Source organism: Brachybacterium sp. AOP43-C2-M15 (assembly GCF_052446295.1).
GTDB lineage: Bacteria > Actinomycetota > Actinomycetes > Actinomycetales > Dermabacteraceae > Brachybacterium.
Window position 1 is genome coordinate 1 of record NZ_JBQSWB010000031.1, and the last position, 24,364, is coordinate 24,364.

Here is a 24,364-nt window from a genome sequence, read left to right on the forward strand (position 1 = left end):
CCCCCCCGGGGCCCCCCCCCCGCTACCTCCCGCCCCCCCCGCCCACGTGCGCTGCCGTCCCGGCGGGCCCGGGGGCGAGGGTCGTCGCAGGATCCTGCGACGGCGCTCTCCCGTGGTCCTGGGGATCAGGCGGGGATCGGACGGTGATCAGGCGGTGGCGTGCTCGCCGCTCCCGGCATCGAGGGCCGCCGGCTTCTCCTTCTCGCCGCGGGCGACGGGCGCCGCGTCGACCCCGGCCTCCTTGCGCTGCTGCGGGGTGATCGCGGCGGGCGCCGCGGTCAGCGGGTCGTAGCCGTTGCCCGTCTTCGGGAAGGCGATGACCTCGCGGATCGACTCCTCCCCCGCGAGCAGTGCCACGATGCGGTCCCAGCCGAAGGCGATGCCGCCGTGGGGCGGGGCGCCGAACTGGAAGGCGTCCAGCAGGAAGCCGAACTTCTCCTGCGCCTCCTCCTCGCCGATGCCCATCACCTGGAACACCCGCTGCTGCACGGACTGGTCGTGGATACGGATCGACCCGCCGCCGATCTCGTTGCCGTTGCAGACGATGTCGTAGGCGTAGGCGAGGGCCGAGCCGGGATCGGTGTCGAAGCTGCCGAGGTACTCGGGCTTGGGCGAGGTGAAGGCGTGGTGGACGGCGGTCCAGGCCCCCTGGCCGACGGCCACGTCCCCTGCGGCGCGGGCGTCGGCCGCGGGCTCGAACATCGGCGCGTCCACCACCCACACGAAGGCGAAGGCGTCGTGGTCGATGAGCCCCAGCCGCTCCGCGATCTCCGCGCGCGCCGCGCCGAGCAGGGCGCGGGAGGGCTTGGTCTCCCCCGCGGCGAAGAAGATGCAGTCGCCGGGGGCGGCGCCGGTGGCCTCCAGCAGGCCGGCCTTCTCCGCCTCGGAGATGTTCTTGGAGACGGGGCCGGTCAGGGTGCCGTCCTCCTGCACCAGCACGTAGGCCAGGCCCTTCGCACCGCGCTGCTTGGCCCAGTCCTGCCAGGCGTCGAGCTGGCGACGGGGCTGCGAGGCGCCGCCGGCCATGACGACCGCACCGACGTACGGCGCCTGGAAGACCCGGAACGGGGTCTCGGCGAAGTACGCGGTCATCTCGACCAGCTCGAGGTCGAAGCGCAGATCGGGCTTGTCGGAGCCGAAGCGACGCATGGAGTCGGCGTAGGTGATGCGCGGGAAGGGGGCGTGGATCTCGTGGCCGGCCGTGGCCCACACGGCGGTGAGGATCTGCTCGGCCAGGGAGATCACGTCCTCCTGGTCCACGAAGCTCATCTCGACGTCGAGCTGGGTGAACTCGGGCTGGCGGTCGGCGCGGAAGTCCTCGTCGCGGTAGCAGCGGGCCAGCTGGAAGTACTTCTCGATGCCGCCGACCATGAGCAGCTGCTTGAACAGCTGCGGGGACTGCGGCAGCGCGTACCAGGAGCCCGGGGCGAGCCGGGCCGGGACCAGGAAGTCGCGGGCGCCCTCCGGGGTGGAACGGGTCAGGGTCGGGGTCTCGACCTCGACGAAGTCCTGATCCAGCAGGGTGTCGCGGGCGGCACGGTTCACTGCCGAGCGCAGGCGCATCGCCGCGGCGGGGCCCTGTCGGCGCAGATCCAGGTAGCGGTAGCGCAGGCGGGTCTCCTCGCCGACCTCGGTGTGCTCGTCGAGCTGGAAGGGCAGCGGGGCGGAGGCGCTCAGCACCTCCACCTCGGAGGCCGTGACCTCGATCTCGCCGGTGGGCAGCTGCGGGTTCTCGTTGCCCTCGGGGCGACGGTCCACGGACCCGACGACGCGGAGCACGTACTCGTTGCGCAGGTGCATCGCCTCGTCCTCGCGGACCACGACCTGGGTGACGCCGGCCGCGTCGCGCAGATCGAGGAACGTCACGCCGCCGTGGTCACGGCGACGGCCGATCCAGCCGGTGAGGGTGACGGTCTGTCCGATGTGCTCCTGGCGGAGCTCACCGGCGGTATGGGTGCGCAGCACGAGAGGTGTCCTTTGGATGGGGTCGAGTGGTCATGGCTCCGCCGGGCGGCGAGCCGCCCGGGGCCGGCACGCGGTGAGGCGTGGAGGCACCAGCCTACCGCGCAGGGTGAGGGATCTCGCCACCGCGGCACTGTTGTGGAAGCCATGACGCCCGTAGACTCGACGACGGTCCGACCTGCAAGATCGCAGGTCCTTTCCGCCCGAGTTCGCCCGAGCCGCACCATGCCACCGCATGGTCCTCGTCGTGCGAGATGTATGGGCATCCACGCCCTGCGACTCGTTGGGGCCTGTTCACCCCTGACTGTCGAAGGACACCATGACCGATCACACCCCTGCCTCCGATCCCTCCACGGGACTCGACCCCGTCGCCCCCGAGCCGACCGCCGCTGCCGAGCCGACCGCCGCGGAGCCCGCGGCCGCCGAGCCGGTCCTGCCCGCAGAGCCGGCAGAGCCCAGCTTCGACGACATCGACCTGCCGGCCCCGCTGCGCCGAGCGGTCGACGAGCTCGGCTTCACCACCCCGTCGGCCATCCAGGCGCAGGCGATCCCGCCGCTGCTCGAGGGGCGCGACGTGATCGGCGTCGCCCAGACCGGCACGGGCAAGACCGCCGCCTTCGGTCTCCCGCTGCTGGCCGCGATCGACCCCTCGCTGCGCGAGGTCCAGGCCCTGGTGCTCGCCCCGACGCGCGAGCTCGCCATGCAGGTGGCCGACGCGATCGCCTCCTTCGCCACCTCCATCGGCGGTCTCGACGTGGTCGCGCTCTACGGCGGCTCTCCCTACGGCCCGCAGGAGCGTGCGCTGGCCCGCGGTGCCCAGGTCGTCGTCGGCACCCCCGGCCGCGTGATGGATCACATGCGCCGCACGAATCTGCGCCTGGACACCATCCGCTTCGCGGTCCTCGACGAGGCCGACGAGATGCTGCGGATGGGCTTCGCGGAGGACGTCGAGGAGATCCTCTCCCACTCCCCCGACACCCGACAGGTCGCCCTGTTCTCGGCGACCATGCCCTCCGCGATCCAGCGCGTCGCCCAGACCCACATGAAGGATCCGGTGCGGGTGAGCGTGAGCCCGCAGTCCTCCACGGTCAAGAGTGTGAGCCAGACCTATGCCGTGGTCCCCTTCAAGCACCGCACCGGGGCCCTGGCCCGCGTGCTCGCGACCTCGGAGGCGGAGGCCGCGATCGTCTTCGTGCGCACCCGCGCCGCCGCCGAGGAGGTCGGCACCGCCCTCGTCGGCCGCGGCCTGATCGCCGCGTCGATCAGCGGTGACGTGCCCCAGAAGGAGCGCGAGAAGATCGTCGAGCGGCTGCGCGACGGCTCCCTCCAGGTGCTCGTCGCGACCGACGTCGCCGCCCGCGGCCTCGACGTCGAGCGCATCGGCCTGGTGGTCAACTTCGACGTGCCGAAGGAGGCGGAGTCCTACGTCCACCGCATCGGTCGCACCGGTCGCGCGGGACGCTCCGGCGAGGCGCTGACCTTCATCGGCCCCCACGAGCGGCGCGCGCTGAAGAACATCGAGCGGGCCACCAAGCAGACCCTCGCCGAGGCGGTCATCCCGTCCCCGCGCGATGTGTCCAAGCACCGCCTGGCCACCCTGCTCACCCAGGTCCCCGGACGCATCGAGCGCGGCCGGCTGGACCTGTACCGCGAGCTGATCGGGGAGTTCGTCAGCGAGCACGAGATCGATCCGCTCGAGCTGGCGGCGGTGCTGGGCGCGATGACCGTCGGCGACGAGGGTCCCGGCTCCGCGAGCGAGGACGAGGAGTTCACGGGCGCGAGGCTCGCGGGCGAGGACCGTCAGGGGGACCGCGGGGACCGCGGCCCGCGCGGTGACGTCCAGACCGAGCGCGGCTACACCTCCTACAAGATCGGGGTGGGTCACACCCACGGCGCCCGTCCGCCGGCCATCGTCGGCGCGATCACCGGCGAGGGCGGCCTGCACGGCAAGGAGATCGGGAAGATCCAGATCTTCCCGACCTTCTCGCTGGTCCAGATCCGCGGCTCGCTGGACCCCACGCAGCTGGACCGCATCAGCAAGGCGCGCGTCGGCGGTCGCGAGCTGCGGATCGGCCCGGACCAGGGACCCCGCGGCGGCAAGGGCCAGGGCCCGCGCGGTCCGCGGCGCGAGGGCGACCGGCCGTGGCGGCGCGAGGACCGTCCGCGCCGTGACGACGGCGGCCGGCACGACGCCAAGCGTCGTCCCTTCCGTCGCGCGGAGGGCTGAGCCTCTCCGGGCAGGACGACCCTGACGACGAAGAACCCCGCCACCGAGATCGGTGGCGGGGTTCTTCCGGTCCTCTCGGATCCGACCCCGCTGGGGTCCGGACCGCGGGGTCGCTCAGCCCTGCTGCTGCTCCTGCGACTCGGCGTAGGCCTTGCGGACGTCGTCCATGTCCAGGCCCTTCACCTGTCCGATGAGGTCCTCGAGCGCGGACTGCGGGAGCGCACCGGCCTGGGAGAACACGGGGATGCCCTCCCGGTAGGCGACCAGGGTCGGGATCGAGGTCACGCCGTAGCGCATGGCCAGCTCCTGCTGGTCCTCGGTGTCGACCTTGGCGAAGGTGACGTCCTGGTGGGTCTCGGAGGCCTCCTCGAAGATCGGCGCGAAGCGCTGGCACGGCACGCACCAGCCCGCCCAGAAGTCGATCAGGACGATGCCGTCCTCGACGGTCGTGTCGTGGTTCTCGGTGGTCAGGGTCTGCGTAGCCATGTCCCGTGGAACGCCGCGGCCCCGGAGTTCATTCCCCCGGGGCCGCGGTGTGACTCAGCTCATCGGCGCTGGTGCCTCGTCGGGGCCGGTGGCTCGTCCGGGCTGAGTGATCGCCGGTGCGCGCCCGTGCTCGTCGGCGCGCCGGCGGCCGCGTCCCCGGGACGCGCAGAGGGGACGAGCAGAGACGACGAGCAGATCTCAGGCGAGGGGCCCCGGGTCCGAGTCGGCGGCGAGGACGCGCACGTGGCGGTCCTCGGCGGGCGGATCCCAGGTCGCCGCGTCGGCGGCGGACTGCGCACCGCTGCGGATGTCCTTGACCTCGTCGGCCGCCCCGTCGAGCCCGGGGAACCAGATGAAGGGGATCCCGCGTCGGTCCGCGTAGCGGATCTGCTTGCCGAACTTCGCGGCCGACGGCGCGACCTCGCAGGGAATCCCGCGGCCGCGCAGCGCTCGGGCGGCAGCATCGCTGAGGTGGCGGTGCTCCTCCGCCGGGACCGAGACCAGCACGCAGGTGGGCACCGACCGGGTGGCGGTGGCGAGGTCGGCGGAGAGGAGCCGGGAGACCAGCCGGGACAGGCCGATCGACAGCCCCACCCCCGGATAGGTGTGGCGGTTGTCCGCGGCCAGGGAGTCGTACCGGCCGCCGGAGCAGACGGATCCGAGGGACTCGTGGCCGCTGACGAAGGTCTCGAACACGGTGCCCGTGTAGTAGTCCAGCCCGCGCGCGATGGAGAGGTCCGCCATGATCACCCCGGGGACCGCCGCCTCGACGCGCTCGAGCACCGCGGTGAGGTCGGCGATGCCCTGCTCGACCATCTCGCCGCTGCCGCCGATCTCCCGCACGCGCTCGGCGAAGGAGGCGTCGCGCGAGCGGATCGAGGCGAAGTCCAGGCAGGCCCGGGCCTGCTCCGGGGTCGCGCCGGCCTCGCCGATCAGCAGCTCGCGGACGGCGTCGGCACCGATCTTCGGCAGCTTGTCGAGGCTGCGCAGCACCGCGGTGTGGTCCTCGAAGCCCAGGGAGCGGAAGAAGCCCTCGGACAGCCGCCGGGTGTTGGCGTGGACGGTGAAGCTGGGGACCGGGAGCCGCTCGAGCACCTCGGCCATGACCACGGCGACCTCGGCCTCGATGTGGCCGGGCAGGGTGTCCTGTCCGACGACGTCGAGATCGGCCTGGTAGAACTCGCGGAAGCGTCCGTCCTGGGGGCGCTCGCCGCGCCACACCTTCTGGATCTGGAAGCGGCGCAGCGGGAAGGCCAGGTCGTTCTGGTGCTCGAGCACGTAACGGGCCAGCGGCACGGTGAGGTCGAAGTGCAGGCCCAGGGTGCGGGAGCGGTCCTCGCCGACGGAGGGCTCGCGATCCTCCTCCTCGGCGTGGAGACGGCGCAGGACGTAGACCTCCTTGTCGATCTCCCCCTTGCGCAGCAGCTGATCGAGAGGCTCCACGGCTCGCGTCTCGATCCCCGAGAACCCGTGCAGCTCGGCCACCTCGCGGAACACGTCGATGACGTGCTGCTCGACGAGGCGCTCCGCGGGGAGCCACTCCGGGAATCCTGACAGGGCGGCGATCTTCGCCATGCGGTGCACATCCTTCTCGATCTCGGGCACGGTGCCGGGACCATTATCCCCTGCTCTCGGTTCCCGCGGCAGCGGCGGAACGGGCCCGCCGCGATGCCCCGGTCACTGTAGAGTTCCGGGACGTGGTGCGCCCCGCCGCCGGGAAGCACCGCGAACCAGCCCGACCGCCGACCCCGGCGGCAGTGTCCCGCCCCGCAGCGGATCCCTTTCGAAGGAGCTCAATCGTGAGCGAGTCCGAGACTCCCGTCCCCGCGTCGAAGCCCGCCGACCAGAGCCCTGGCCCGGCCGCTGAGCAGACCCCCGACCAGCCCTCGCCCGTCCCGTCCGACGCCGCCCCGTCCGACGCCGTCCCGTCCGACGCCGCCCCGTCCGACGCCGCCCCGACCGCGGAGTCCGCGCAGGACGCGAGCACCGCGGCACCGGAGCGGCCCGCACAGGAGCAGGAGGCGGCCCCCGAGGAGAGTGCACCCTCCGGGGAGACCTCGTCCACGGAGGAGGTCCCGTCCGCGGAGGAGATCGCGGCGGTCGAGCAGACGGATGCCCCGGCCCCGTCGGCGCCCGCAGGCCCGTCGGCGCCCGCGGACCCGCCGGCCCCCACATCCCCCTCGACCGCCGCCGCCCCCTCGGATGCTGCGGCCACCGCGTCTCCGCAGCCGACGCCTGCACCCGGCCGCCCCGGGCCCGGCACTGCGCGCCCGCGCCCTGCCGTCCCCTCCCCGGCGGCGCTCGCGGCGAAGAAGCCCGGCGCGGCCCTGCTCCCGGTCGCGCCGCCCGTGACCGAGTACGACCCGGAGCAGATCGCCGCGGCGAAGGTCTTCGGCACGGTCGCCGAGGACGGCACCATCACCGTCCAGGACGGCACCCAGGTGCGGACCCTCGGCTCCGCCGCCGAGCAGGACCGGGACGCCGCGCTCGAGCCCTATGCCCGCGCTTACCTGGACCTGGTCGCCTTCCTGGACCTCACGCAGACCACGCTGAACGCTCCCGAGCACACGCAGAACGAGTTGAACCGGCTGCTCGAGAACCTCCGCAAGAACCTGAAGGAGCCCCAGGTCGTCGGTGACATCCCGGCGCTGCGCGCTCGGGCCGCGGACCTGCGCGAGCAGGCCAAGGAGAAGATCCGCGAGCTCGAGGCCCGTCGGAGCGAGGAGCGCGAGGCCGCGACCTCCCGGCGCACCGAGTTCGTCGAGTCGATCGAGGCGCTGGTCGCCACGGACCCCGAACAGGTCTCCTGGAAGAGGGCCGGCGAGACGATGCGCCAGATGGTCCCGACCTGGAAGCAGATGCAGACGGAGGACGTGTCGTTGGACCGCCCGACCGAGGAGGCGCTGTGGAAGCGGCTCTCGGCGGCCCGAGCCTCCTTCGACCGGATGCGCAAGCAGTTCTTCTCCGAGCTCGACGAGAAGCACGCCGAGGCGGCGACGCTCAAGGAGTCGCTGATCGCGCGCGCCGAGGCGATGCAGGACTCGACCGACTGGGGCCCCACCGTACGGGCCTACAAGGACCTGATGGACGAGTGGCGCCATGCCCCGCGCGGCAGTCGCAAGAAGGACGACGCCCAGTGGAAGCGGTTCAAGGCCGCCCAGGACACGTTCTTCCAGGCCCGCAACGCCGACCTCCACGAGACCGAGGCCGAGCAGCGCAAGAACCTCGAGGTCAAGGAGTCGCTGCTGGCCGAGGCCGAGGCGATCGACGTCGCGAAGGACCTCGAGGCCGCCAAGAAGGCGCTGCGCACGATCCAGGACCGCTGGGAGGAGGCCGGCAAGGTGCCCCGTGGGGACATGCGTCGCATCGACGACCGGCTGCGCGCCGTGGAGCGCTCGGTGAAGAACGCCGAGCAGGAGGAGTGGCGTCGCACCGACCCGCGGACCAAGGCCCGGGTCGAGGGAGCGTCCTCGCAGCTGCACTCCGCGATCGCCTCCTACCAGGACGCCCTCGACGCGGCGGTCGCCGGCGGCGACCCGCGGAAGATCGCCGAGGCCGAGGCAGCGCTCGAGGCCCGCAAGGAATGGCTCGCGGTGATCGAGCGCTCGGCGCGCGACCTCGGCTGAGCCTCCCCACGACGGTTCCTCCACCGCCCCGTCCGTCCACAGGGACGGGCGGGGCGTTGCCGCGGAGGCGCGCGTGGACCACAGTCGGGGCATGGAAGAGCTCCTGGTCCCGGTCCGCCCCGTCGGACGGCGCGCCACCGGGCCGCCGCCGGTCCCGATCGGCCTCTGCGCCGCGTGGTCGCGCCATGCCGCGGAGCTCGCCGTGCCGATCGGTGGCGCACTGCAGCGCTGGGAGGAGACGCCCTCCACCCGCGTCATGGTCGCCGAGGGGCAGCTGGTGCGGCTGCTGCCGGAGATCTTCCTGCCGCCCGATCTGCTGTGCGGCGCGGTCGAGCGGGCTCTCGCCCTCGGCTGCGCCATGGGCGCGCATCTGCAGTCCCATCACGTGATCGCCGGCCCCTCGGCGGCATGGGTGGTGCTGGGCGGCGCCCCGCCGTCACCGGCCGAGCTGCTCTCCCCCGCGCACCGGGGCGAGCGAGCCGGGCTGGTCCTGCGCCATGCGCGTCTCCATCCCGGCGACGTCGAGACGATCGGCGGCGCGCCCGTGACGGTCCCGGTGCGCACCGCGATGGACCTGCTCCGCTTCGCCGCCGCCCCGGTCGCCGGGCCCGCGCTGCGAGGCCTGGTCGCGGCCGGCCACATGGAGGTCGACGAGGTGCGCGAGCGGCTGCGCCGGATGCACCGGCACCCCGGGGTGCAGGCCGCCCGCGACCGGCTCGAGGCCCTGCTCGCGACCGATCCGGTGACGAGGGATGCGCCGGAGATCAGCGGGGGGTGAGCGGGGCGCCGGTGCCGACGGGTCGGCCGTCGGCCGTGACGCGGTACACGTCGTAGACCCCTTCGATGCGCCGCACCTGGGCGAGCACGGCCTGCAGGTGCGAGGGATCGGCCAGCTCGAAGGAGAAGAAGGTCGAGGCCAGGCGATCGGTGTCGGAGTGCGCGGAGGCGGACTGCAGATTGACCTGCTGCTCGGAGATGACCAGTGCCAGGTCGGTGAGCAGGCGCGGGCGGTCCAGCGCCTCGACCTTGATGTGGACGAGATAGGCCGTGCTGTGGCGTCCGGACCAGGAGACCTCGACCATCCGATCGGGCTGCTGGTCCTGCAGCTGCAGCGCGTTGGCACAGGTCTCGTGATGGACGGAGATGCCGGAGCCGCGGGTGATGAAGCCGACGATCGGGTCGCCGGGGACGGGGGCGCAGCACTTGGCCAGCTTGACCCACAGGTCGGCGTGGCCCTCGACGATCACGCCCTGGTCGGTCTCCGAGGTGTGGCGCTCGGTGCGACCGCCTCGGGGCCGCACCTTGGAGGGCAGCGTGATCTCCGCCAGGTCCTCCTCGACGCCGTCGGAGCCGCCGAAGGAGGCCCGCAGCTTCTCGACCACGTGCTGCGCGCCCGTATGGCCCTCGCCGATCGAGGTGTACAGACCGTCGACCGAGGGGAGGTTGAGGTCGTCGGCGACGGTGGCGAGGGTGTCGTGGGTCAGCAGGCGGCGCATCGGCAGATCCTGACGGCGCAGCGCCTTGGCGAGCTCCTCCTTGCCCTTCTCCAGCGCCTCCTCCCGGCGCTCCTTCGAGAACCACTGGCGGATCTTGCTGCGGGCGCGGGGCGATCTGACGAACCCGAGCCAGTCGCGGCTGGGCCCGGCGTCCGGGGACTTGGAGGTGAAGACCTCGACCACGTCCCCCGTGGACAGCGAGGACTCGAGGGAGACCAGGCGGCCGTTCACGCGCGCACCGATCGTGCGGTGCCCGACCTCCGTGTGGACCGAGTAGGCGAAGTCCACGGGGGTGGCGCCCTGCGGCAGCGCGAGCACGTCCCCCTTCGGCGTGAAGACGTACACCTCCTGGGTGTTGATCTCGAAGCGCAGCGAGTCCAGGAACTCGCCCGAGTCCGTGGTCTCCTTCTGCCAGTCCATGAGCTGACGGAGCCAGGCCGCATCGGTGGTGGCCGGGGTCGTGTCCGATCCTCCCTGACCGCCGGCCATCGCCTTGTACTTCCAGTGGGCGGCCACGCCGTACTCCGCGCGGCGGTGCATCTCGCGGGTGCGGATCTGAATCTCGACCGGCTTGCCGGTGGGCCCGATCACCGTGGTGTGCAGCGACTGGTACAGGTTGAACTTCGGCAGCGCGATGTAGTCCTTGAACCGCCCCTGCACGGGCGACCAGCGGGCGTGCAGCGTCCCCAGCACGCCGTAGCAGTCCCGCACGGTGTCCACCAGGACCCGCACCCCCACCAGGTCGTAGATGTCCGAGAAGTCCCGGCCGCGCACGATCATCTTCTGATAGATCGAGTAGTAGTGTTTGGGTCGACCGGTGACCTCGGCCTTGATCCTCGCCTTCTTCAGATCCTCGTTGATCTGCGTGGAGACGGTGGTCAGGTACTGCTCGCGGGCAGGAGCGTGCTGGGCGACCAGGGAGACGATCTCCTCGTACACCTTCGGGTAGAGCACCTGGAAGGAACGGTCCTCCAGCTCCCACTTCATCGTGTTCAGACCCAGCCGGTGCGCGAGCGGCGCGTAGATCTCGAGGGTCTCCTTCGCCTTCCGCTCGGCGGAGGCCGCGGGCACGTACTTCCAGGTGCGGGCGTTGTGCAGGCGGTCGGCGAGCTTGATCAGCAGCACGCGCACGTCGCGGCTCATCGCGACGATCATCTTGCGCACGGTCTCCGCCTGCGCCGCCTCGCCGTAGGTGACCTTGTCGAGCTTGGTCACGCCGTCGACCATGACGGCGATCACCTCGCCGAACTCGACCCGCAGGCGCTCCAGCGAGTAGTCGGTGTCCTCGACGGTGTCGTGGAGCAGGGCGGCGGCGACCACCTCGCCCGGGGAGCCCAGCTCCGCGAGGATCAGCGCGACGGACACCGGATGGGTGATGTACGGGTCGCCGCTCTTGCGGGTCTGACCCCGATGCGCCCGCTCCGCCACGGCGTAGGCGCGGTGGACGATCTCGAGGCTCTCCTTGGGGCTGACGGAGGCCATCGTCTCGAGCAGCGGCGCCAGCAGCGGGTCCACCCCGGAGCCCGATCGCGAGGAGAAGAAGGCCAGGCGTGAGCGGGTGCGGCGCGGCGGGGAGGAGGGGCTTCTCGGCCCGGCCGTCCTCTGGCCGGAGGTCCTCGGCCCGGGGCTCGTCGCGCTCGAGTCCTGCGCGGGGGATCTGGTCGGGCCGGAGGCCGAGGCCGAGTCGGGGGCGGGAGCGTTCCGCTCGCCGCCCGAGGGGGCAGCCGCCTTCGAGGGCTGGGACGCGGACTCCTGCGGCATGCACACCTCCTGGCTGGGAGGTTCCATTCTACGCGGGAGTCAGCCGTGCTCGGTCGTCTGTGGGATCCGGCGCGCAGAGGTGGGCGCAGGCTCAGTTCGGGACGGACCACACGGCCGACAGCGGCACCCCGGGCAGCTTCTCGCGACCGCCAAGGCCCTCGAGCTCGAGGAGGAAGCTGGCGCCGAGGACCTCGACGTCGAAGCGGCGGACCAGCTCGATGGTGGCCCTCGCGGTCCCGCCGGTGGCCAGCAGGTCGTCGACGACGAGGACCCGGGCACCGGGGGGCAGGGCGTTCTCGGGGATCTCGATCCGGGCGCTGCCGTACTCGAGGTCGTAGGTGAGTCCCGCGGGGCGGCCGGGCAGCTTGCCGGACTTCCGCACGGGCACGAACCCGGCACCGATCTCGTAGGCGAGCGGGGCGCCGAGCACGAAGCCGCGCGCCTCGGTCCCGACCACGTACTCGACATCCTGCGGGATCACGCTCCTCCAGTGCCGGATCACCTCCCGCAGGGCGACCGCGTCCCCCAGCAGCGGAGTGATGTCGCGGAACAGCACGCCCGGGGACGGGAAGTCCGGGTACTCGGTGATGTGCGAGCGGAGCAGCGCGGCGAGCTGCTCACCGGTGGGGGCGGGCGCGGTCATCGCTGTCCTCTCTGCGAGCCGGCGCGCCGACGGCGCGTGGTCCGACGCGGCTGGTGCCGCTCGGGCCGATCGGCCGGCGCCTCCGCCTCGGAGTCCTCGGCCCCGGAGGCGCTGTCGGGCTCGGAATCGCTGTCGGGGCCGGGGTCGCTGTCGGGCTCGGCGCCGTCGGCCCCGGGTGCGCCGTCGGCCCCGGGGGCCGCACCGCGCTCCTCTCCGGCCGCACGCTCCTCGGCCGCACCGTCCTCGGCCCTGCCCGCGGCGCGGCGCCTGCCCCGCAGGGACCGAGGCGCCGCCGACTCCGACGGTCGCGGCGCCACATCGGCCTCCTGTTCGACGTCCTCTCCGCGCCGTGCGCGCTGCACCTGCTCGGTGTGCGCGGCGATCTCGGGCTCGCGGCGGCGCAGGTCCACGAGGAACCCGGGGGCGAGGAAGATCGAGGAATAGGTGCCCACGATGATGCCGATGAACAGCGCCAGCGAGATGTCCTTGAGGGTGCCGGCGCCGAGCAGGAGCGCCCCGATCGCGAGGATCGAGCCGATCGGCAGCAGCGCCACGACCGAGGTGTTGATCGACCGGACCATGGTCTGGTTGGCGGCCCGCTCGACCTGATCGGCGAACGTCGTGCGGCGCTGCCGGGTGAGACCGGCGGTGTTCTCGCGCACCTTGTCGAACACGACGATGGTGTCGTACAGCGAGTACCCCATCACGGTGAGGAAGCCGATGACGGTGCCGGGGGTGATCTCGAAGCCGACCATCAGGTACACGCCGGCGGTGATCAGCATGTCGTGGACCAGGGCGCCCATCGCGGCCAGCGACGCCTTCAGGTTGCGGAAGTACAGCGCCATCATCCCGGCCACCAGCAGCAGGAAGACGATCACGCCGCGGACCATCTTCTGCGTGACGTCCCCGCTCCAGACCGGGCCGATGTAGGAGGTGGAGATCGCCTCCGGGGAGACGTCGTAGGCGGTCGCGAGATCACCGGCGAGGTCAGCGGTCTCGTCCGAGTCGAGCTCCTCCGTCTGCACGCGCAGGGTGTCGGCGCCGAGGACGGTGATCTTGGGCTCGTTGTCCGGCAGGTGCTCTCGGACCACGTCGCGGGCGGAGCCCTGCTCGGTGTCGGCGACCCCGGCGACCTGGAACTCGGAGCCGCCGGTGAACTCGATGCCGAAGTTCGGACCGCGCAGACCGGCCAGGATCGCGAGCAGCACGACGCCGATGATGCTGAGGAGGTACCAGGTCCGCCGGCGGGTCACCAGCGGGATGATGCGACGACCCGCGTGGAGGTCGTTGCCGAAACGGGCGAAGGTCGCGGTCATCGGCTCTGCTCCTCGGTGTCGTCGTCGGCGGTGGTCTCCGCCTCCGCGCGCTCGGCCGCCTCCCGCTCGAGGCGGGCGCGGCGCACCGCGATGGGCTCTCGTCGCTCCTCCTCGGTGTCGCCGCCCCGTCGGCCCCGCTCCGCGGTCGAGCGCACCCGTCCGCGTCCCGCGTAGGCCGGCACCTCGCGGTCCAGGCGCGCCGGGTCCAGACCGCTCCAGGGGTGCCCCTTGCCGAAGAACCTCGTGCGCACCAGGGCCTGCAGCATCGGATGGGTGAACAGGAAGACGACCAGCAGGTCCAGCAGCGTCGTCAGGCCGAGCACGAAGGCGAAGCCGCGCACGCCGCCGGTCGAGAGGAGGTAGAGGACCACCGCCGCGATGAGGTTCACCGAGTCGGAGGCGAGGATCGTGCGCTTGGCCCGGTCCCAGCCGTGGTCCACGGCCGCGACGATGCCGCGCCCCTCGCGGATCTCGTCGCGCACGCGCTCGAAGTAGACGATGAACGAGTCCGCGGTGAAGGCGATGGCCACGATCAGGCCCACCACCCCGGCCAGGGAGAGGCGGTAGCCGATCTCGGGGATGTTCGAGAGCACTGTCAGCGTGCCGAAGGTCAGCAGTCCCATGATCAGCAGGCTCGAGGAGGTCACGATCGACAGCAGGCGGTACTGCGCGAAGGCGTAGAGCACCACCAGCGCAAGGCCGATGAGACCGGCGATGAGGCCCATCTCGAGCTGGTCGGCGCCGAGGGTCGCGGAGATCTGCTGCTCGGAGGCGACCTCGAACTCGAGCGGCAGCGCGCCGAAGCGCAGCTGGTCGGAGAGCTGACTCGCCTCGTCCTGCGAGAAGTTGCCGGAGATCTGGGCCTCGCCGCCCGGGGACGGCTCCTGCACCTCGGGAGCGGAGATGACCAGGCCGTCCAGGACGATGCCGAAGGCGCCGGTGGCGCCCTCGCCGTTGTACAGCGCCGAGGTCATCTCCGAGAACGACTGGGCGGCGTCGTCGGAGAAGCTCATGTTCACGACGTAGTACCCGGTCGGCTGGCCGGTGGGGGTCACGTCCGAGCCCACCGAGGAGCTCCTGATCGCGGAGCCCGCGACCACCTCGGGGCCGAGCAGGTACTTCGCGGTGCCGTCGGGGTCGCAGACCACGACGGGCTCGTCCGAAGCGGCCTGGGCGACGCGCTCCTGCTGCGCGCGGGGATCGACGCAGTCCGCGCTCATCAGCTCGGTCTGGATCTCGGGGGTCAGCCAGTCCATGGACCAGGCGGGATGCTCGAGGTCCCCGGCGGCGGCCGAGGAGGGCGGCGCGAGGGAGGAGTCGTCGCTGACCAGGCCCGAGAAGAGCGCCTGGGAGGGGTCCGCGGGAGCCTCCTCGGCCTCCTCGTCACCCCCGGTCGCCTCGCCCCCGCCGTCGGAGGCCTCGCCCCCTGCGTCCGAGGGCGCTGCCTCGTCGGTGCCCTCCGGCGCGACCGCGCCCAGCACCGGGCGGAACGACATCGCAGCCGTCTGCCGGATCGCCGAGGACGTCTCCTGGTCCAGCTGGCCGGGGACGTCGATGACGATGTTGGTCCCGCCCTGCACGGTGATCTCGGTCTCCGCGACGCCCATGGCGTTCACGCGCTGGCTCATGATCTGCCGCGCCTGCTCCATCGCGGCGGCGTCGATCGGCGAACCGTCCCGGGACTGCGCCTGCAGGATGATCTGGGTGCCGCCCTCGAGGTCGAGAGCGAGCTTGGGAGCCGGCTCCCAGCCCCCCTTCCAGACCCCGGCGCCGATCCCGCCGCCGAGCAGCAGGATCAGCACCGCGAGGGCCGCGAGGGCGAAGCGACGTGCGGGCATGATGCGAAGTTCCTCAGGACGGCGGGAGATCGATGATCAGGGGTGGACCGTGCGCGGACGGGGCGAGGTCTCGCCCTCGCCGTTCAGCGCCGGTCGGAGCGCGGATCCTCGTCGGCGGGGTCGAGGTCGTCGCTGCGAGCGGGCTCCTCGGCCACGGTCACGCCGGGGATCGTGCCCTCCGCGGCGCCCTCCTCCTCGAGCTCGTCGGCCTGCTCCGGATCCTGCTCCGGGTCGACGGCCTCGACCGCCTGGGCGATGGCCTGCCGGGCCCACTTCGTCTGGGTGCCGTCCTCGGATTCGAGGACCACGACGTCGTCGTAGGTCTCGACGATCAGGCCGAAGAAGCCGGAATGGGTGCGCACCTCGTCGCCGACGCCGAGCTGGCTCACCAGCTCCCGCTGCTTCTGCTGCATCTTCTTCTGGCGATTGGACATGAACAGCAGGGGCAGCATCATCACGGCGAAGATGAGCAGCAGGGGCAGAAGATCCACGGGGTTCCTTTCGGCGGTCGGCTCCCCGCGGTGCTCCTGCACCGCACGGGGCTGCCGCGGACGAGTGACCGCACCACTGTACCCGCCGGGGCTCCGTGCTCCCCGCAGAGGTGATGCGTCGATCAGATGTCGGTCGGGACGGCGCCCTCGCGGCTCCGGGCGCGGCTCAGAACCTGCCGAGCATCGGAGCGGAGCCCTCCGGTCCCGCGGGCGGCTCAAGGCCCAGGTGCGTCCAGGCCGCCGGCGCGGCGGCGCGGCCCCGCGGGGTGCGCAGCAGGAAGCCCTCCCTGACCAGGTAGGGCTCGACCATCGTCTCGACGGTCTCGGTCTCCTCCCCCACCGCGACGGCGAGGGTCGACAGTCCCACCGGCCCGCCGGCGAAGCGACCGCACAGGGCGGACAGCACGGCGCGGTCCAGCCGGTCCAGGCCCCGCTCGTCGACCTCGTAGACCTGCAGCGCCGTCCTCGCGGCGGCGAGGTCGAGGCGGCCGCTGCCCCGCACCTGGGCCCAGTCACGGACCCGCCGCAGCAGGCGGTTGGCGATGCGGGGGGTGCCCCGCGAGCGCGAGGAGATCTCGATCGCGGCGGACTCCTCGAGGTCGATCTCGAGGCGAGCGGCGGACCGACGGACCACCTCCTGCAGCTCGCTCGCGTCGTAGAAGTCGAGGTGGCCGATGAATCCGAAGCGGTCACGCAGGGGCGCGGGCAGCAGGCCCGCGCGCGTCGTCGCGCCGACGACCGTGAAGGGCGGCAGGTCCAGGGGGATCGAGGTGGCTCCCACGCCCTTGCCGACGACCACGTCGACCCGGAAGTCCTCCATGGCGATGTAGAGCATCTCCTCGGCCGGGCGGGCGAGGCGGTGGATCTCGTCGATGAACAGCACCTCCCCTTCGTCGAGGGAGGAGAGGATCGCGGCGAGGTCCCCGGCATGCTGGATCGCGGGCCCCGAGGTGATCCGCAGCGGAGCGCTCAGCTCGGCCGCGATGATCATCGCCAGGGTGGTCTTGCCCAAGCCCGGCGGGCCCGAGAGCAGCACGTGCTCCGGGGGGCGCCCGCGGGCCGCGGCGGCGTCGAGGACCAGGGAGAGCTGATCGCGCACCACCTTCTGGCCGACGAACTCGTCGAGGCGGCGCGGTCGCAGTGCGGCCTCCGCCGTGCGCTCCGGCGGCGCGGACTCGGGACTGGTCAGCGCGTTCTCCTCGGCCTCGCTCATCGGTGGCCTCCCAGACCCCGCAGAGCGCGGCGCAGCAGCTCGGCCGCGTCGAACGGCCCGCCGTCGTCGGCCCGTGCGGATTCCACGGCGCCGAGTGCGGCCTTCTCGGCCCAGCCCAGGCCGACCAGCGCCTCGACCACGTCGGCGTCGGCACCGCCGGTCGACGTCGCAGCCGACGACGGCGAGGAGGTCGGGTCGGCCGCGCCCGAGGGCGGAGGCAGCTTGCCGCCCAGCTCGAGCAGCATGCGACCGGCGACCTTCGGGCCGATGCCCGGGGTGCGGGTGATGGTCTTCGTGTCCTGCTCGGCGACGGCGCGGCGCAGCTCCTCGGGATCCAGCACGGCGAGCACGGCCAGCGCCGTGCGGGGACCGATGCCGGAGACGGACTGCACGATGCGGAAGGTCTCGGCCTCCTCGGGGTGCGGGAAGCCGAAGAGAGTCATCGAGTCCTCGCGGACCACCAGCTCGGTGTGGAGCGTGAGCTCGGCGCCGTGCCGGGTGGCGGCGAGCGCCTGCGGGGTGGTGCGGACGAGGTAGCCGATGCCGCCCACCTCCAGCACGAGGGCGTCGAGGTCGATGCGGGCCACTCGCCCGGTCAGGGATGCGATCACCGCACCAGCCTAGAACACCTGTTCGATCAGTGCCGGGAGGTGGAGCGTTCCCGGGCGCGTCGGGCCTCGCGCTCGGCGCGCGCCCAGACGGCCTGGGCGCTCGTGCGGGCCCCGCCGCTGGAGTCCAGCGCCACCGGACCGGGGCCGCGCCACAGCTGGGTCAGCGCGATCGCGACCGCGTCGGCGGCGTCCGCGGGCTGGGGAGCGGCGTCGAGGGCCAGCAGCTTCACCAGCATCGTCTGGATCTGCTTCTTGTCCGCCCGGCCGCTGCCCGTCACCGCGGCCTTGACCTCGGAGGGGGTGTGCATCGCGACCGGGATGCCGCGCTCGGCGGCCTCGAGCAGCGCGATGCCGGAGACCTGGGCGGTGCCCATGACGGTGGAGATGTTGTTCTGGCTGAACACGCGCTCGACGGCCACCGCATCCGGTCCGAACTCCTCGAGCACCTCGCGCAGTCCCCGGGCGATGGTGAGCAGGCGCTGGTCCAGGGGCTGCTCGGAGTCCGAGCGGAGCACGCCGGCGTGGACCAGCCGTGCCCGGCGCCCGCCGAGGGCGTCCACGACACCGATACCGCACCGGGTCAGCCCGGGGTCGACCCCGAGCACGCGCAGCGCGGTCATCCTCGGCTCCCGCGGGCGGACGGCGCGGTCCCGCACCCGGGCTCCGCACCGTCCACGGTGCTCACTCGGAGTCCGCGAGCTGGGCCACGACGTCCTCGGGGATGTCGAGGTTGGAGTAGACGTTCTGGACGTCGTCGCTGTCCTCGAGCGAGTCGATCAGCCGCAGCGCCTTGCGGGCGCCCTCGAGGTCGACGGGGGTGCGCATGGTGGGGACGAACTGCGCCTCGGCGCTGTCGTAGTCGATGCCCGCCTCCTGCAGCGCGGTGCGGACGGCGACGACGTCCGTGGCCTCGGAGAGGATCTCGAAGGTCTCGCCCTCGTCGGTGATCTCCTCGGCGCCGGCGTCGAGCACGACCTCGAGGAGGTCGTCCTCGGAGTGCTCGCCCTTGGGGACGGCGACGACGCCCTTGCGCTCGAACAGATAGGACACGGAGCCGGAGTCGGCCATGTTCCCGCCGCCGCGGTTGAAGGCGAGGCGCACCTCGGAGACCGCGCGGTTCTTGTTGTCCGTGAGGCACTCGACGAGCACGGCGACGCCGCCGGGAGCGTAGCCCTCGTACATCAGGGTCTCGTAGTCGACGCCGCCGCCGTCGAGTCCGCCGCCGCGCTTGACGGCGCGGTCGATGTTGTCATTGGGGACGGAGGTCTTCTTCGCCTTCTGGATCGCGTCGTAGAGAGTCGGGTTGCCGGCCGGGTCGGGGCCGCCCATGCGCGCGGCCACCTCGATGTTCTTGACCAGCTTGGCGAACAGCTTGCCGCGCTTGGCATCGATGACGGCCTTCTTGTGCTTGGTGGTCGCCCATTTGGAATGCCCGGACATCTCTCTCCTCCCGATGTGACCGCCGGGTCCCGGCGGAACGCGGCCCCATTCTAGGGTCAGGGAGGCAGTGCTCTGCGACGGGCGCGGGGCGGGGCGGGTCCGGGCGGGATGTCCGAGGAGCGTCTCAGCCCCGCACGACGGGCGCGGTGAGGGAGCCGATCAGGCGACGATCGGCGGTGATGGCCTCGAGCAGCTCGCGCTCGCGGGCACGGGTCCTCGCCGTCGGCCGACCGAACAGGACGCTGTGGCGCTCCATGCCCAGCGCGATCGAGGTGCGGATCAGGTGGCGCATGCCCATCCGGGCGACCGCGCCGTGGCGCGCCGCCCACTTCTCCGCGCGCCGCCGCCGACGCATCGAGACCAGCATCGCCACCTCGTCGGGCGAGAACCAGCCGGAGCGGCCGTACTCGGAGAGCTGACGGCGCAGGATGCGCTTCTCCCGCAGGCGCAGGAACAGCACGATCCCCACCAGCAGCAGGAAGATCGGCACCTGGACGGTCACGTAGTAGCGCAGGAAGCCGGCCATCGGCGCCTCGGGATCGACCGGGAGGAAGAAGGTCGAGCCGTTCCACAGCGCGTGCAGCACCATGCCCAGCGACAGCCCTCCCACGCCGAGCCCGAAGTACAGCATGAGGGAGCGTCGCTCGGCGGCGATGCCCAGCCCGAGCCCGCACAGCGCGGTGAAGGAGACGTGGGCGAAGGGCGAGAGCAGCCCGCGCAGGAAGAAGGTCTGCCAGAAGACGTCGACCTCGCCGGCCGCCTGCGCCTGGTGGAAGGAGTTGCCGAAGTACAGGATGTTCTCGGTGAAGGCGAAGCCCCCCGCGATGAGAGCCGCGTACACCACCCCGTCGATCGGACCGGCGATGTAGCGCCGCCCCCAGATCAGCAGGCCGATCAGGCCCGCGGACTTCATCCCCTCCTCGACCACGGGCGCCTGGACCACGGCCCCGAGGAACGAGTCGATCAGCTCGGTCTCCTCCGCCGGGGAGATCCATGCGTCGAAGAACCCGCCGAACAGGAGGGTCAGCAGCACGGAGCCGATCGCACCCCAGGCGAAGGCGTAGACCAGCGACATCCGCGGCTGGGGCGTGTAGCGGTCCAGCCACCACACGGCCAGCAGCACGATCGCCACCGGCACCAGAGCGGCGGTGAAGGCCACCAGCGAGGTGCCGAAGCCCAGGGGCAGGATGACGAAGAAGTAGAGGGCGAGCGCGGCGGCGGCCAGCGCCAGGAAGGACAGACCGGCCAGCACCCAGCGGACCCAGGGGCGCCGCCGGCGGCGCGGCGAGCTCCCCGCTCCCATGCGGCCGGGCGCCCGGGGGTCGACCCGCTCGACGTCGTAGCCGTAGCCGTCGCCCGGAGGGGGCGCCGCAGGGCGGGGCGGGGTTCCGGTCGTGCTCGTCACGGACTGTCCTGCCTCTCCCCCGGTCGGTGCGCCGACTCCCCGACCACCTCGGTCATGCTAGCTCAGGGCCAGGCGTCGGCGTAGAGCCGACGGGTATCCGCGAGCAGGATCGGGACCGCCTTGGTGCGCGCGACGATGGGGAGGAAGTTCGCGTCCCCCGGCCAGCGCGGCACCACGTGCTGGTGCAGGTGCGCGGCGATGCCCGCCCCGGCGACCTCTCCCTGGTTCAGCCCCAGGTTGAAGCCCGCCGGGTGCGAGACCCCGCGGATCACCCTCATCGCCATGCGGGTGAGCTCGGCGACCTCGAGCACTTCCTCCTCCTCCAGGTCCGTGTAGTCCGAGACGTGGCGGAAGGGGCACACCAGCAGGTGACCGGCGTTGTACGGGTACAGGTTCAGGATCACGTACGCGCGGCGGCCGCGATGGACGATCAGCGCGTCCTCGTCCGAGCGGCCGGGGGCGGCGCAGAAGGGGCACTGGTCCCCGTCGTGCGGGTCCTCGGGCTTGTTCTCCCCGCCGATGTAGGCCATCCGGTGCGGGGTCCACAGACGCTGGGCGTCGTCGGGCACGCCCGCGAAGTCGCGGGCGTGCTCGATCCTCGGCGGCTGCTCCGGCTCGGAGCTCACACCTGCACCTTGTCCGCGATCGACCTCACGATCCGCTCCACCGCCGCGTCGACGTCGATGCCGTTGTCCTGGCTGCCGTCGCGCAGGCGGAAGGAGACCGCCCCGGCGGCCTGGTCCTCGCCGCCGGCGATGAGCAGGTAGGGCACCTTCTCCTTGGTGTGGGTGCGGATCTTCTTCTGCATGCGGTCGTCCGAGGAGTCGACCTCGACGCGCACCCCGCGGGCGCGCAGCTTCGCCGCGACCTCCTCGAGGTAGGGCGCGTACTCTGCCGCCACCGGGACGCCCACCACCTGCACGGGCGCGAGCCAGACCGGGAAGGCGCCGGCGTAGTGCTCGAGCAGCACGCCGAAGAAGCGCTCGATCGAGCCGAACAGGGCGCGGTGGATCATCACCGGGCGCTGCCGCGAGCCGTCGGGCGCGGTGTACTCGAGCTCGAACAGCTCCGGTTCGAAGAAGTCCAGCTGGATGGTGGACAGCTGCCAGGTGCGGCCGATCGCATCCTTCGCCTGCACGGAGATCTTGGGGCCGTAGAAGGCGGCACCGCCGGGATCGGGGACCAGGTCGAGACCGGAGGCGGTCGCGACCTCCTCGAGGGTCCGGGTCGCCTCGTCCCAGGTGGCGTCGTCGCCGACGGACTTCTCCGGGTCGCGGGTGGACAGCTCGAGGTAGAAGTCGTCGAGCCCGTAGTCGCGCAGCAGGTCCAGGACTAAGCCGAGCAGGCTCGCCAGCTCCTCCTTCATCTGCTCCCGGGTGGTGTAGATGTGCGCGTCGTCCTGGGTGAAGCCGCGGGCACGGGTCAGGCCGTGCACCACGCCCGACTTCTCGTAGCGGTAGACGCTGCCGAACTCGAACAGCCGCAGCGGCAGCTCGCGATAGGAGCGTCCGCGGGAGCGGTAGACGAGGTTGTGCATCGGGCAGTTCATGGGCTTGAGGTAGTAGTCCTGGCCCTGCTTGGTGATGTTGCCGTCCGCATCGACCTCCTCATCCACGTGCATCGGGGGGTACATGCCCTCGGCGTACCACTCGAGGTGCTTGGAGGTCTCGAAGAGGTTCTTCTTGGTGATGTGCGGGGTCGAGACGAAGGAGTATCCGGCCTCGATGTGGCGACGGCGGGAGTACTCCTCCATCTCCATCGTGATCATCGCGCCCTTGGGGTGGAACACGGGCAGGCCGGAGCCGATCTCGTCCGGGAAGGAGAACAGGTCCAGCTCGCTGCCCAGGCGGCGGTGGTCGCGGCGCTCGGCCTCGGCGATGCGGTCCTGGTGGGCGCGCAGCTCCTCCTTGGTGGGCCAGGCGGTGCCGTAGACGCGCTGCAGCATCGGGTTCTTCTCGCTGCCGCGCCAATAGGCGGCGGCGGAGCGGGTCAGCGCGAAGCCGTTGCCGATGAGCTTGGTGGTGGGCAGATGCGGGCCGCGGCAGAGATCGGTCCAGACCACCTCGCCGCGCCGGTCGACGTTGTCGTACATCGTCAGCCCGCCCTCGCCGACCTCGACGCTCGCGCCCTCGGCGGCGTCGCCCGCGGAGGACTTCAGCCCGATCAGCTCGAGCTTGTACGGCTCGCCGGCCTCCTCGGCGCGGGCGGCGTCGTCGCCGATCTCGCGGCGGACGAAGCGCTGTCCGGACTTGATGATCCGGTTCATCTCCTTCTCGAGCGCCTTGAGCGACTCGGGGGTGAAGGGCTCGGCGACGTCGAAGTCGTAGTAGAAGCCGTCGGTGATGGGCGGGCCGATGCCGAGCTTGGCCTCGGGGTCGGTCCTCTGCACCGCCTGGGCGAGCACATGGGCGGTGCTGTGGCGCAGGATCGAGAGCCCGTCGGGGGTGGAGATGTCCACGCCCTCGACGTCCTGGCCCTCGGCGAGAGGGGTGGACAGGTCGCGCAGCTCGCCGTCGATGCGCAGGGCGACGATCGAGGCGGTGGCGGCGAAGAGCTCGGTGCCCGTGGTCCCCTCGTCGATGCGCTGGGGTGAACCGTCGAGGATGATGGCGATCTGTGCCACAGGGATGCTCCTTGTACTCGGGACGAGCCGGCCGACGATGCCGGCTCCACGGACGATCGTATCGCCGGGGCGGGGGTGCCCGGTCCCCACGGGGATTCCCCGCTCCCCCGGTCCGCTCCCCGCAGTGACGAACGCTCCTCGCGGGACGGTCTCACCCGCCGATGTCGCAGGATCGCGACACCATATGCTGGCCTTGCGACGTGGCGGCGACACGGCGGCGACGCAGCGTCCATATCGTGAAGGGGGACGGCGCGGCACGGGGCCGCGCCGAGGACCATGAGGAGCACTTCCCATGACATCGACAATGCGCAGCAGCGGCCGTGCCCTGAGAGCGGTGGCCGCTCTCGGTCTGGTCGCCGCTCTCACCGCCGGCTGCCAGTTCGGTCTCGACGACGGCGGGGCGGACGCCGATCCGGCCGCCGGACAGGAGCAAGGCGCCGAGGAGGAGGGGGACCCCGGTGAGGCCGACGACACCTCCGACGGGGGCGGCGAAGCTGCCGGGGAGTCCGGGGAGTCCGGGGAGTCCGGGGAGTCCGGGGAGTCCGCGGGCACGGTCGTCGACGACGAGGCGCAGGCCGCGGGCGTGGACCTGACCGACGTCGGCGCACCGATCGCCTCGGCAGAGGTGCCCGCCGCAGTCAAGGGCGATCCCGAGGCGACCATGACCGTCTCGCTGCACGGACTCACCCGTCAGGACGAGACCCTGGTGGCGGTCTACTCCTTCCGCGTCGAGGCGAGCGAGACCGCGAGCACCGACCCGCGGTGGATCTACCACTACGCCGCGGATCAGGGCTGGCATCCGTATGCGGTCGACACCACCAACTTCAACCGCCACGGCGTCCTCTCGGACTCCACCGGCACCATCAGGTCTCAGACCGAGTACCAGGGCCCCAAGTTCCGGCCCGGTCAGACCCTCTACGCCTACGCGATGTTCGCCGCCCCACCCGAGGACGTGACCACGATGGACGTCCTGCTCATCGACGGGGCACCGCTCGCCACGGAGGTCGAGATCCGATGACCCGCCTCGCCCGCGCCGGCGCCGCGACCTTCGCTCTCGCGACCCTCGCCCTCCCCGGCATGGTCTTCGCCGCTCCGAGCGCAGCCGCCTCGCCGTCGGCCCCGTCGGCCCCGTCGGCCCCCACCGAGGATCGGGCGGTGACCGAGCTGGAGCAGAACATCGTCGCCCTCGAGCGGAACATCGAGCCGCTCGAGACCGTCACCACCGA

General features: G+C 72.0%; 20 protein-coding genes. 5 read left to right on the forward strand and 15 right to left on the reverse strand.

Annotation, left to right across the window (positions count from 1 at the left end; genetic code table 11):
• Positions 1-147 precede the first annotated feature (147 nt).
• A complete protein-coding gene (aspS, locus tag ACT3SP_RS18415) occupies positions 148-1,965 on the reverse strand; it encodes an aspartate--tRNA ligase (RefSeq protein WP_444588734.1) in 1,818 nt (605 codons plus the stop codon).
• A 316-nt stretch (positions 1,966-2,281) separates the two neighbouring features.
• Between aspS and ACT3SP_RS18420 the strand changes: the two genes are divergently transcribed.
• Entirely contained in the window at positions 2,282-4,189 is a 1,908-nt protein-coding gene (locus tag ACT3SP_RS18420; protein WP_444588735.1) for a DEAD/DEAH box helicase, read from the forward strand.
• A gap of 114 nt (positions 4,190-4,303) precedes the next feature.
• On the opposite strand, the gene trxA is transcribed toward ACT3SP_RS18420, so the two are convergent.
• Positions 4,304-4,675 carry a thioredoxin gene (gene trxA / locus ACT3SP_RS18425; RefSeq protein WP_444588736.1) on the reverse strand — a complete coding sequence of 124 codons (372 nt, stop codon included), beginning with the start codon at positions 4,673-4,675 and terminating at the stop codon, positions 4,304-4,306.
• Between the two features lie 198 nt (positions 4,676-4,873).
• Positions 4,874-6,250, reverse strand: a complete 1,377-nt coding sequence (gene hisS / locus ACT3SP_RS18430; protein ID WP_444588737.1) for a histidine--tRNA ligase — start codon at positions 6,248-6,250, stop codon at positions 4,874-4,876.
• A 224-nt stretch (positions 6,251-6,474) separates the two neighbouring features.
• On the opposite strand from hisS, the gene ACT3SP_RS18435 reads away from it, so the two are divergent.
• Both ACT3SP_RS18435 and ACT3SP_RS18440 read left to right on the forward strand, forming a co-directional pair.
• On the forward strand, positions 6,475-8,301 hold the full coding sequence (locus ACT3SP_RS18435; RefSeq protein ID WP_444588738.1) for a DUF349 domain-containing protein: 1,827 nt from the start codon (positions 6,475-6,477) through the stop codon (positions 8,299-8,301).
• 91 nt (positions 8,302-8,392) lie between these two features.
• Positions 8,393-9,079 carry a hypothetical protein gene (locus ACT3SP_RS18440; RefSeq protein ID WP_444588739.1) on the forward strand — a complete coding sequence of 229 codons (687 nt, stop codon included), beginning with the start codon at positions 8,393-8,395 and terminating at the stop codon, positions 9,077-9,079.
• Here ACT3SP_RS18440 and ACT3SP_RS18445 read toward each other — a convergent pair.
• From ACT3SP_RS18445 to thrS, 12 genes are all read right to left on the reverse strand, one after another.
• Positions 9,066-11,558: a RelA/SpoT family protein gene (locus ACT3SP_RS18445; RefSeq protein WP_444588740.1), complete on the reverse strand. Its 2,493-nt coding sequence runs from the start codon at positions 11,556-11,558 to the stop codon at positions 9,066-9,068. The genes ACT3SP_RS18440 and ACT3SP_RS18445 overlap by 14 nt on opposite strands.
• Before the next feature lie 91 nt (positions 11,559-11,649).
• Positions 11,650-12,201 carry an adenine phosphoribosyltransferase gene (locus tag ACT3SP_RS18450; RefSeq protein ID WP_444588741.1) on the reverse strand — a complete coding sequence of 184 codons (552 nt, stop codon included), beginning with the start codon at positions 12,199-12,201 and terminating at the stop codon, positions 11,650-11,652.
• Positions 12,198-13,517, reverse strand: a complete 1,320-nt coding sequence (gene secF / locus ACT3SP_RS18455) for a protein translocase subunit SecF (RefSeq protein ID WP_444588742.1) — start codon at positions 13,515-13,517, stop codon at positions 12,198-12,200. Before secF ends, ACT3SP_RS18450 begins: the two co-directional genes overlap by 4 nt.
• On the reverse strand, positions 13,514-15,355 hold the full coding sequence (gene secD, locus ACT3SP_RS18460; protein WP_444588743.1) for a protein translocase subunit SecD: 1,842 nt from the start codon (positions 15,353-15,355) through the stop codon (positions 13,514-13,516). The genes secF and secD overlap by 4 nt, the downstream gene beginning before the upstream one ends.
• 83 nt (positions 15,356-15,438) lie before the next feature.
• On the reverse strand, positions 15,439-15,846 hold the full coding sequence (gene yajC / locus ACT3SP_RS18465; protein ID WP_444588744.1) for a preprotein translocase subunit YajC: 408 nt from the start codon (positions 15,844-15,846) through the stop codon (positions 15,439-15,441).
• Between the two features lie 166 nt (positions 15,847-16,012).
• Positions 16,013-17,059, reverse strand: a complete 1,047-nt coding sequence (gene ruvB, locus ACT3SP_RS18470) for a Holliday junction branch migration DNA helicase RuvB (protein ID WP_444588745.1) — start codon at positions 17,057-17,059, stop codon at positions 16,013-16,015.
• On the reverse strand, positions 17,056-17,670 hold the full coding sequence (gene ruvA / locus ACT3SP_RS18475; RefSeq protein ID WP_444588746.1) for a Holliday junction branch migration protein RuvA: 615 nt from the start codon (positions 17,668-17,670) through the stop codon (positions 17,056-17,058). Before ruvA ends, ruvB begins: the two co-directional genes overlap by 4 nt.
• Positions 17,671-17,696: 26 nt before the next feature.
• Positions 17,697-18,290 carry a crossover junction endodeoxyribonuclease RuvC gene (gene ruvC / locus ACT3SP_RS18480; protein ID WP_444588747.1) on the reverse strand — a complete coding sequence of 198 codons (594 nt, stop codon included), beginning with the start codon at positions 18,288-18,290 and terminating at the stop codon, positions 17,697-17,699.
• Between the two features lie 61 nt (positions 18,291-18,351).
• Complete coding sequence (locus ACT3SP_RS18485; protein ID WP_444588748.1) at positions 18,352-19,110, reverse strand: YebC/PmpR family DNA-binding transcriptional regulator; 759 nt, start codon at positions 19,108-19,110, stop codon at positions 18,352-18,354.
• Positions 19,111-19,234: 124 nt separating this feature from the next.
• Positions 19,235-20,515 carry a PrsW family intramembrane metalloprotease gene (locus ACT3SP_RS18490; protein ID WP_444588749.1) on the reverse strand — a complete coding sequence of 427 codons (1,281 nt, stop codon included), beginning with the start codon at positions 20,513-20,515 and terminating at the stop codon, positions 19,235-19,237.
• Positions 20,516-20,577: 62 nt separating this feature from the next.
• On the reverse strand, positions 20,578-21,141 hold the full coding sequence (locus ACT3SP_RS18495; RefSeq protein WP_444588750.1) for an HIT family protein: 564 nt from the start codon (positions 21,139-21,141) through the stop codon (positions 20,578-20,580).
• Positions 21,138-23,138: a threonine--tRNA ligase gene (gene thrS, locus ACT3SP_RS18500; RefSeq protein WP_444588751.1), complete on the reverse strand. Its 2,001-nt coding sequence runs from the start codon at positions 23,136-23,138 to the stop codon at positions 21,138-21,140. The genes ACT3SP_RS18495 and thrS overlap by 4 nt, the downstream gene beginning before the upstream one ends.
• A 292-nt stretch (positions 23,139-23,430) precedes the next feature.
• Between thrS and ACT3SP_RS18505 the strand changes: the two genes are divergently transcribed.
• Positions 23,431-24,156 carry a hypothetical protein gene (locus ACT3SP_RS18505; protein WP_444588752.1) on the forward strand — a complete coding sequence of 242 codons (726 nt, stop codon included), beginning with the start codon at positions 23,431-23,433 and terminating at the stop codon, positions 24,154-24,156.
• Positions 24,153-24,364: hypothetical protein (locus tag ACT3SP_RS18510; RefSeq protein WP_444588753.1), on the forward strand; the 212-nt coding region annotated here is incomplete at its 3' end. The genes ACT3SP_RS18505 and ACT3SP_RS18510, both read left to right, overlap by 4 nt.

Coding starts and splice junctions, on each gene's coding strand:
- ACT3SP_RS18420 (WP_444588735.1), top strand. CDS start 2,282: ATGACCGATCACACCCCTGCCTCCGATCCCTCCACGGGACTCGACCCC.
- trxA (WP_444588736.1), bottom strand. CDS start 4,675: ATGGCTACGCAGACCCTGACCACCGAGAACCACGACACGACCGTCGAG.
- hisS (WP_444588737.1), bottom strand. CDS start 6,250: ATGGCGAAGATCGCCGCCCTGTCAGGATTCCCGGAGTGGCTCCCCGCG.
- ACT3SP_RS18440 (WP_444588739.1), top strand. CDS start 8,393: ATGGAAGAGCTCCTGGTCCCGGTCCGCCCCGTCGGACGGCGCGCCACC.
- ACT3SP_RS18445 (WP_444588740.1), bottom strand. CDS start 11,558: ATGCCGCAGGAGTCCGCGTCCCAGCCCTCGAAGGCGGCTGCCCCCTCG.
- ACT3SP_RS18450 (WP_444588741.1), bottom strand. CDS start 12,201: ATGACCGCGCCCGCCCCCACCGGTGAGCAGCTCGCCGCGCTGCTCCGC.
- secF (WP_444588742.1), bottom strand. CDS start 13,517: ATGACCGCGACCTTCGCCCGTTTCGGCAACGACCTCCACGCGGGTCGT.
- secD (WP_444588743.1), bottom strand. CDS start 15,355: ATGCCCGCACGTCGCTTCGCCCTCGCGGCCCTCGCGGTGCTGATCCTG.
- ruvB (WP_444588745.1), bottom strand. CDS start 17,059: ATGAGCGAGGCCGAGGAGAACGCGCTGACCAGTCCCGAGTCCGCGCCG.
- ruvC (WP_444588747.1), bottom strand. CDS start 18,290: ATGACCGCGCTGCGCGTGCTCGGGGTCGACCCCGGGCTGACCCGGTGC.
- ACT3SP_RS18485 (WP_444588748.1), bottom strand. CDS start 19,110: ATGTCCGGGCATTCCAAATGGGCGACCACCAAGCACAAGAAGGCCGTC.
- ACT3SP_RS18505 (WP_444588752.1), top strand. CDS start 23,431: ATGACATCGACAATGCGCAGCAGCGGCCGTGCCCTGAGAGCGGTGGCC.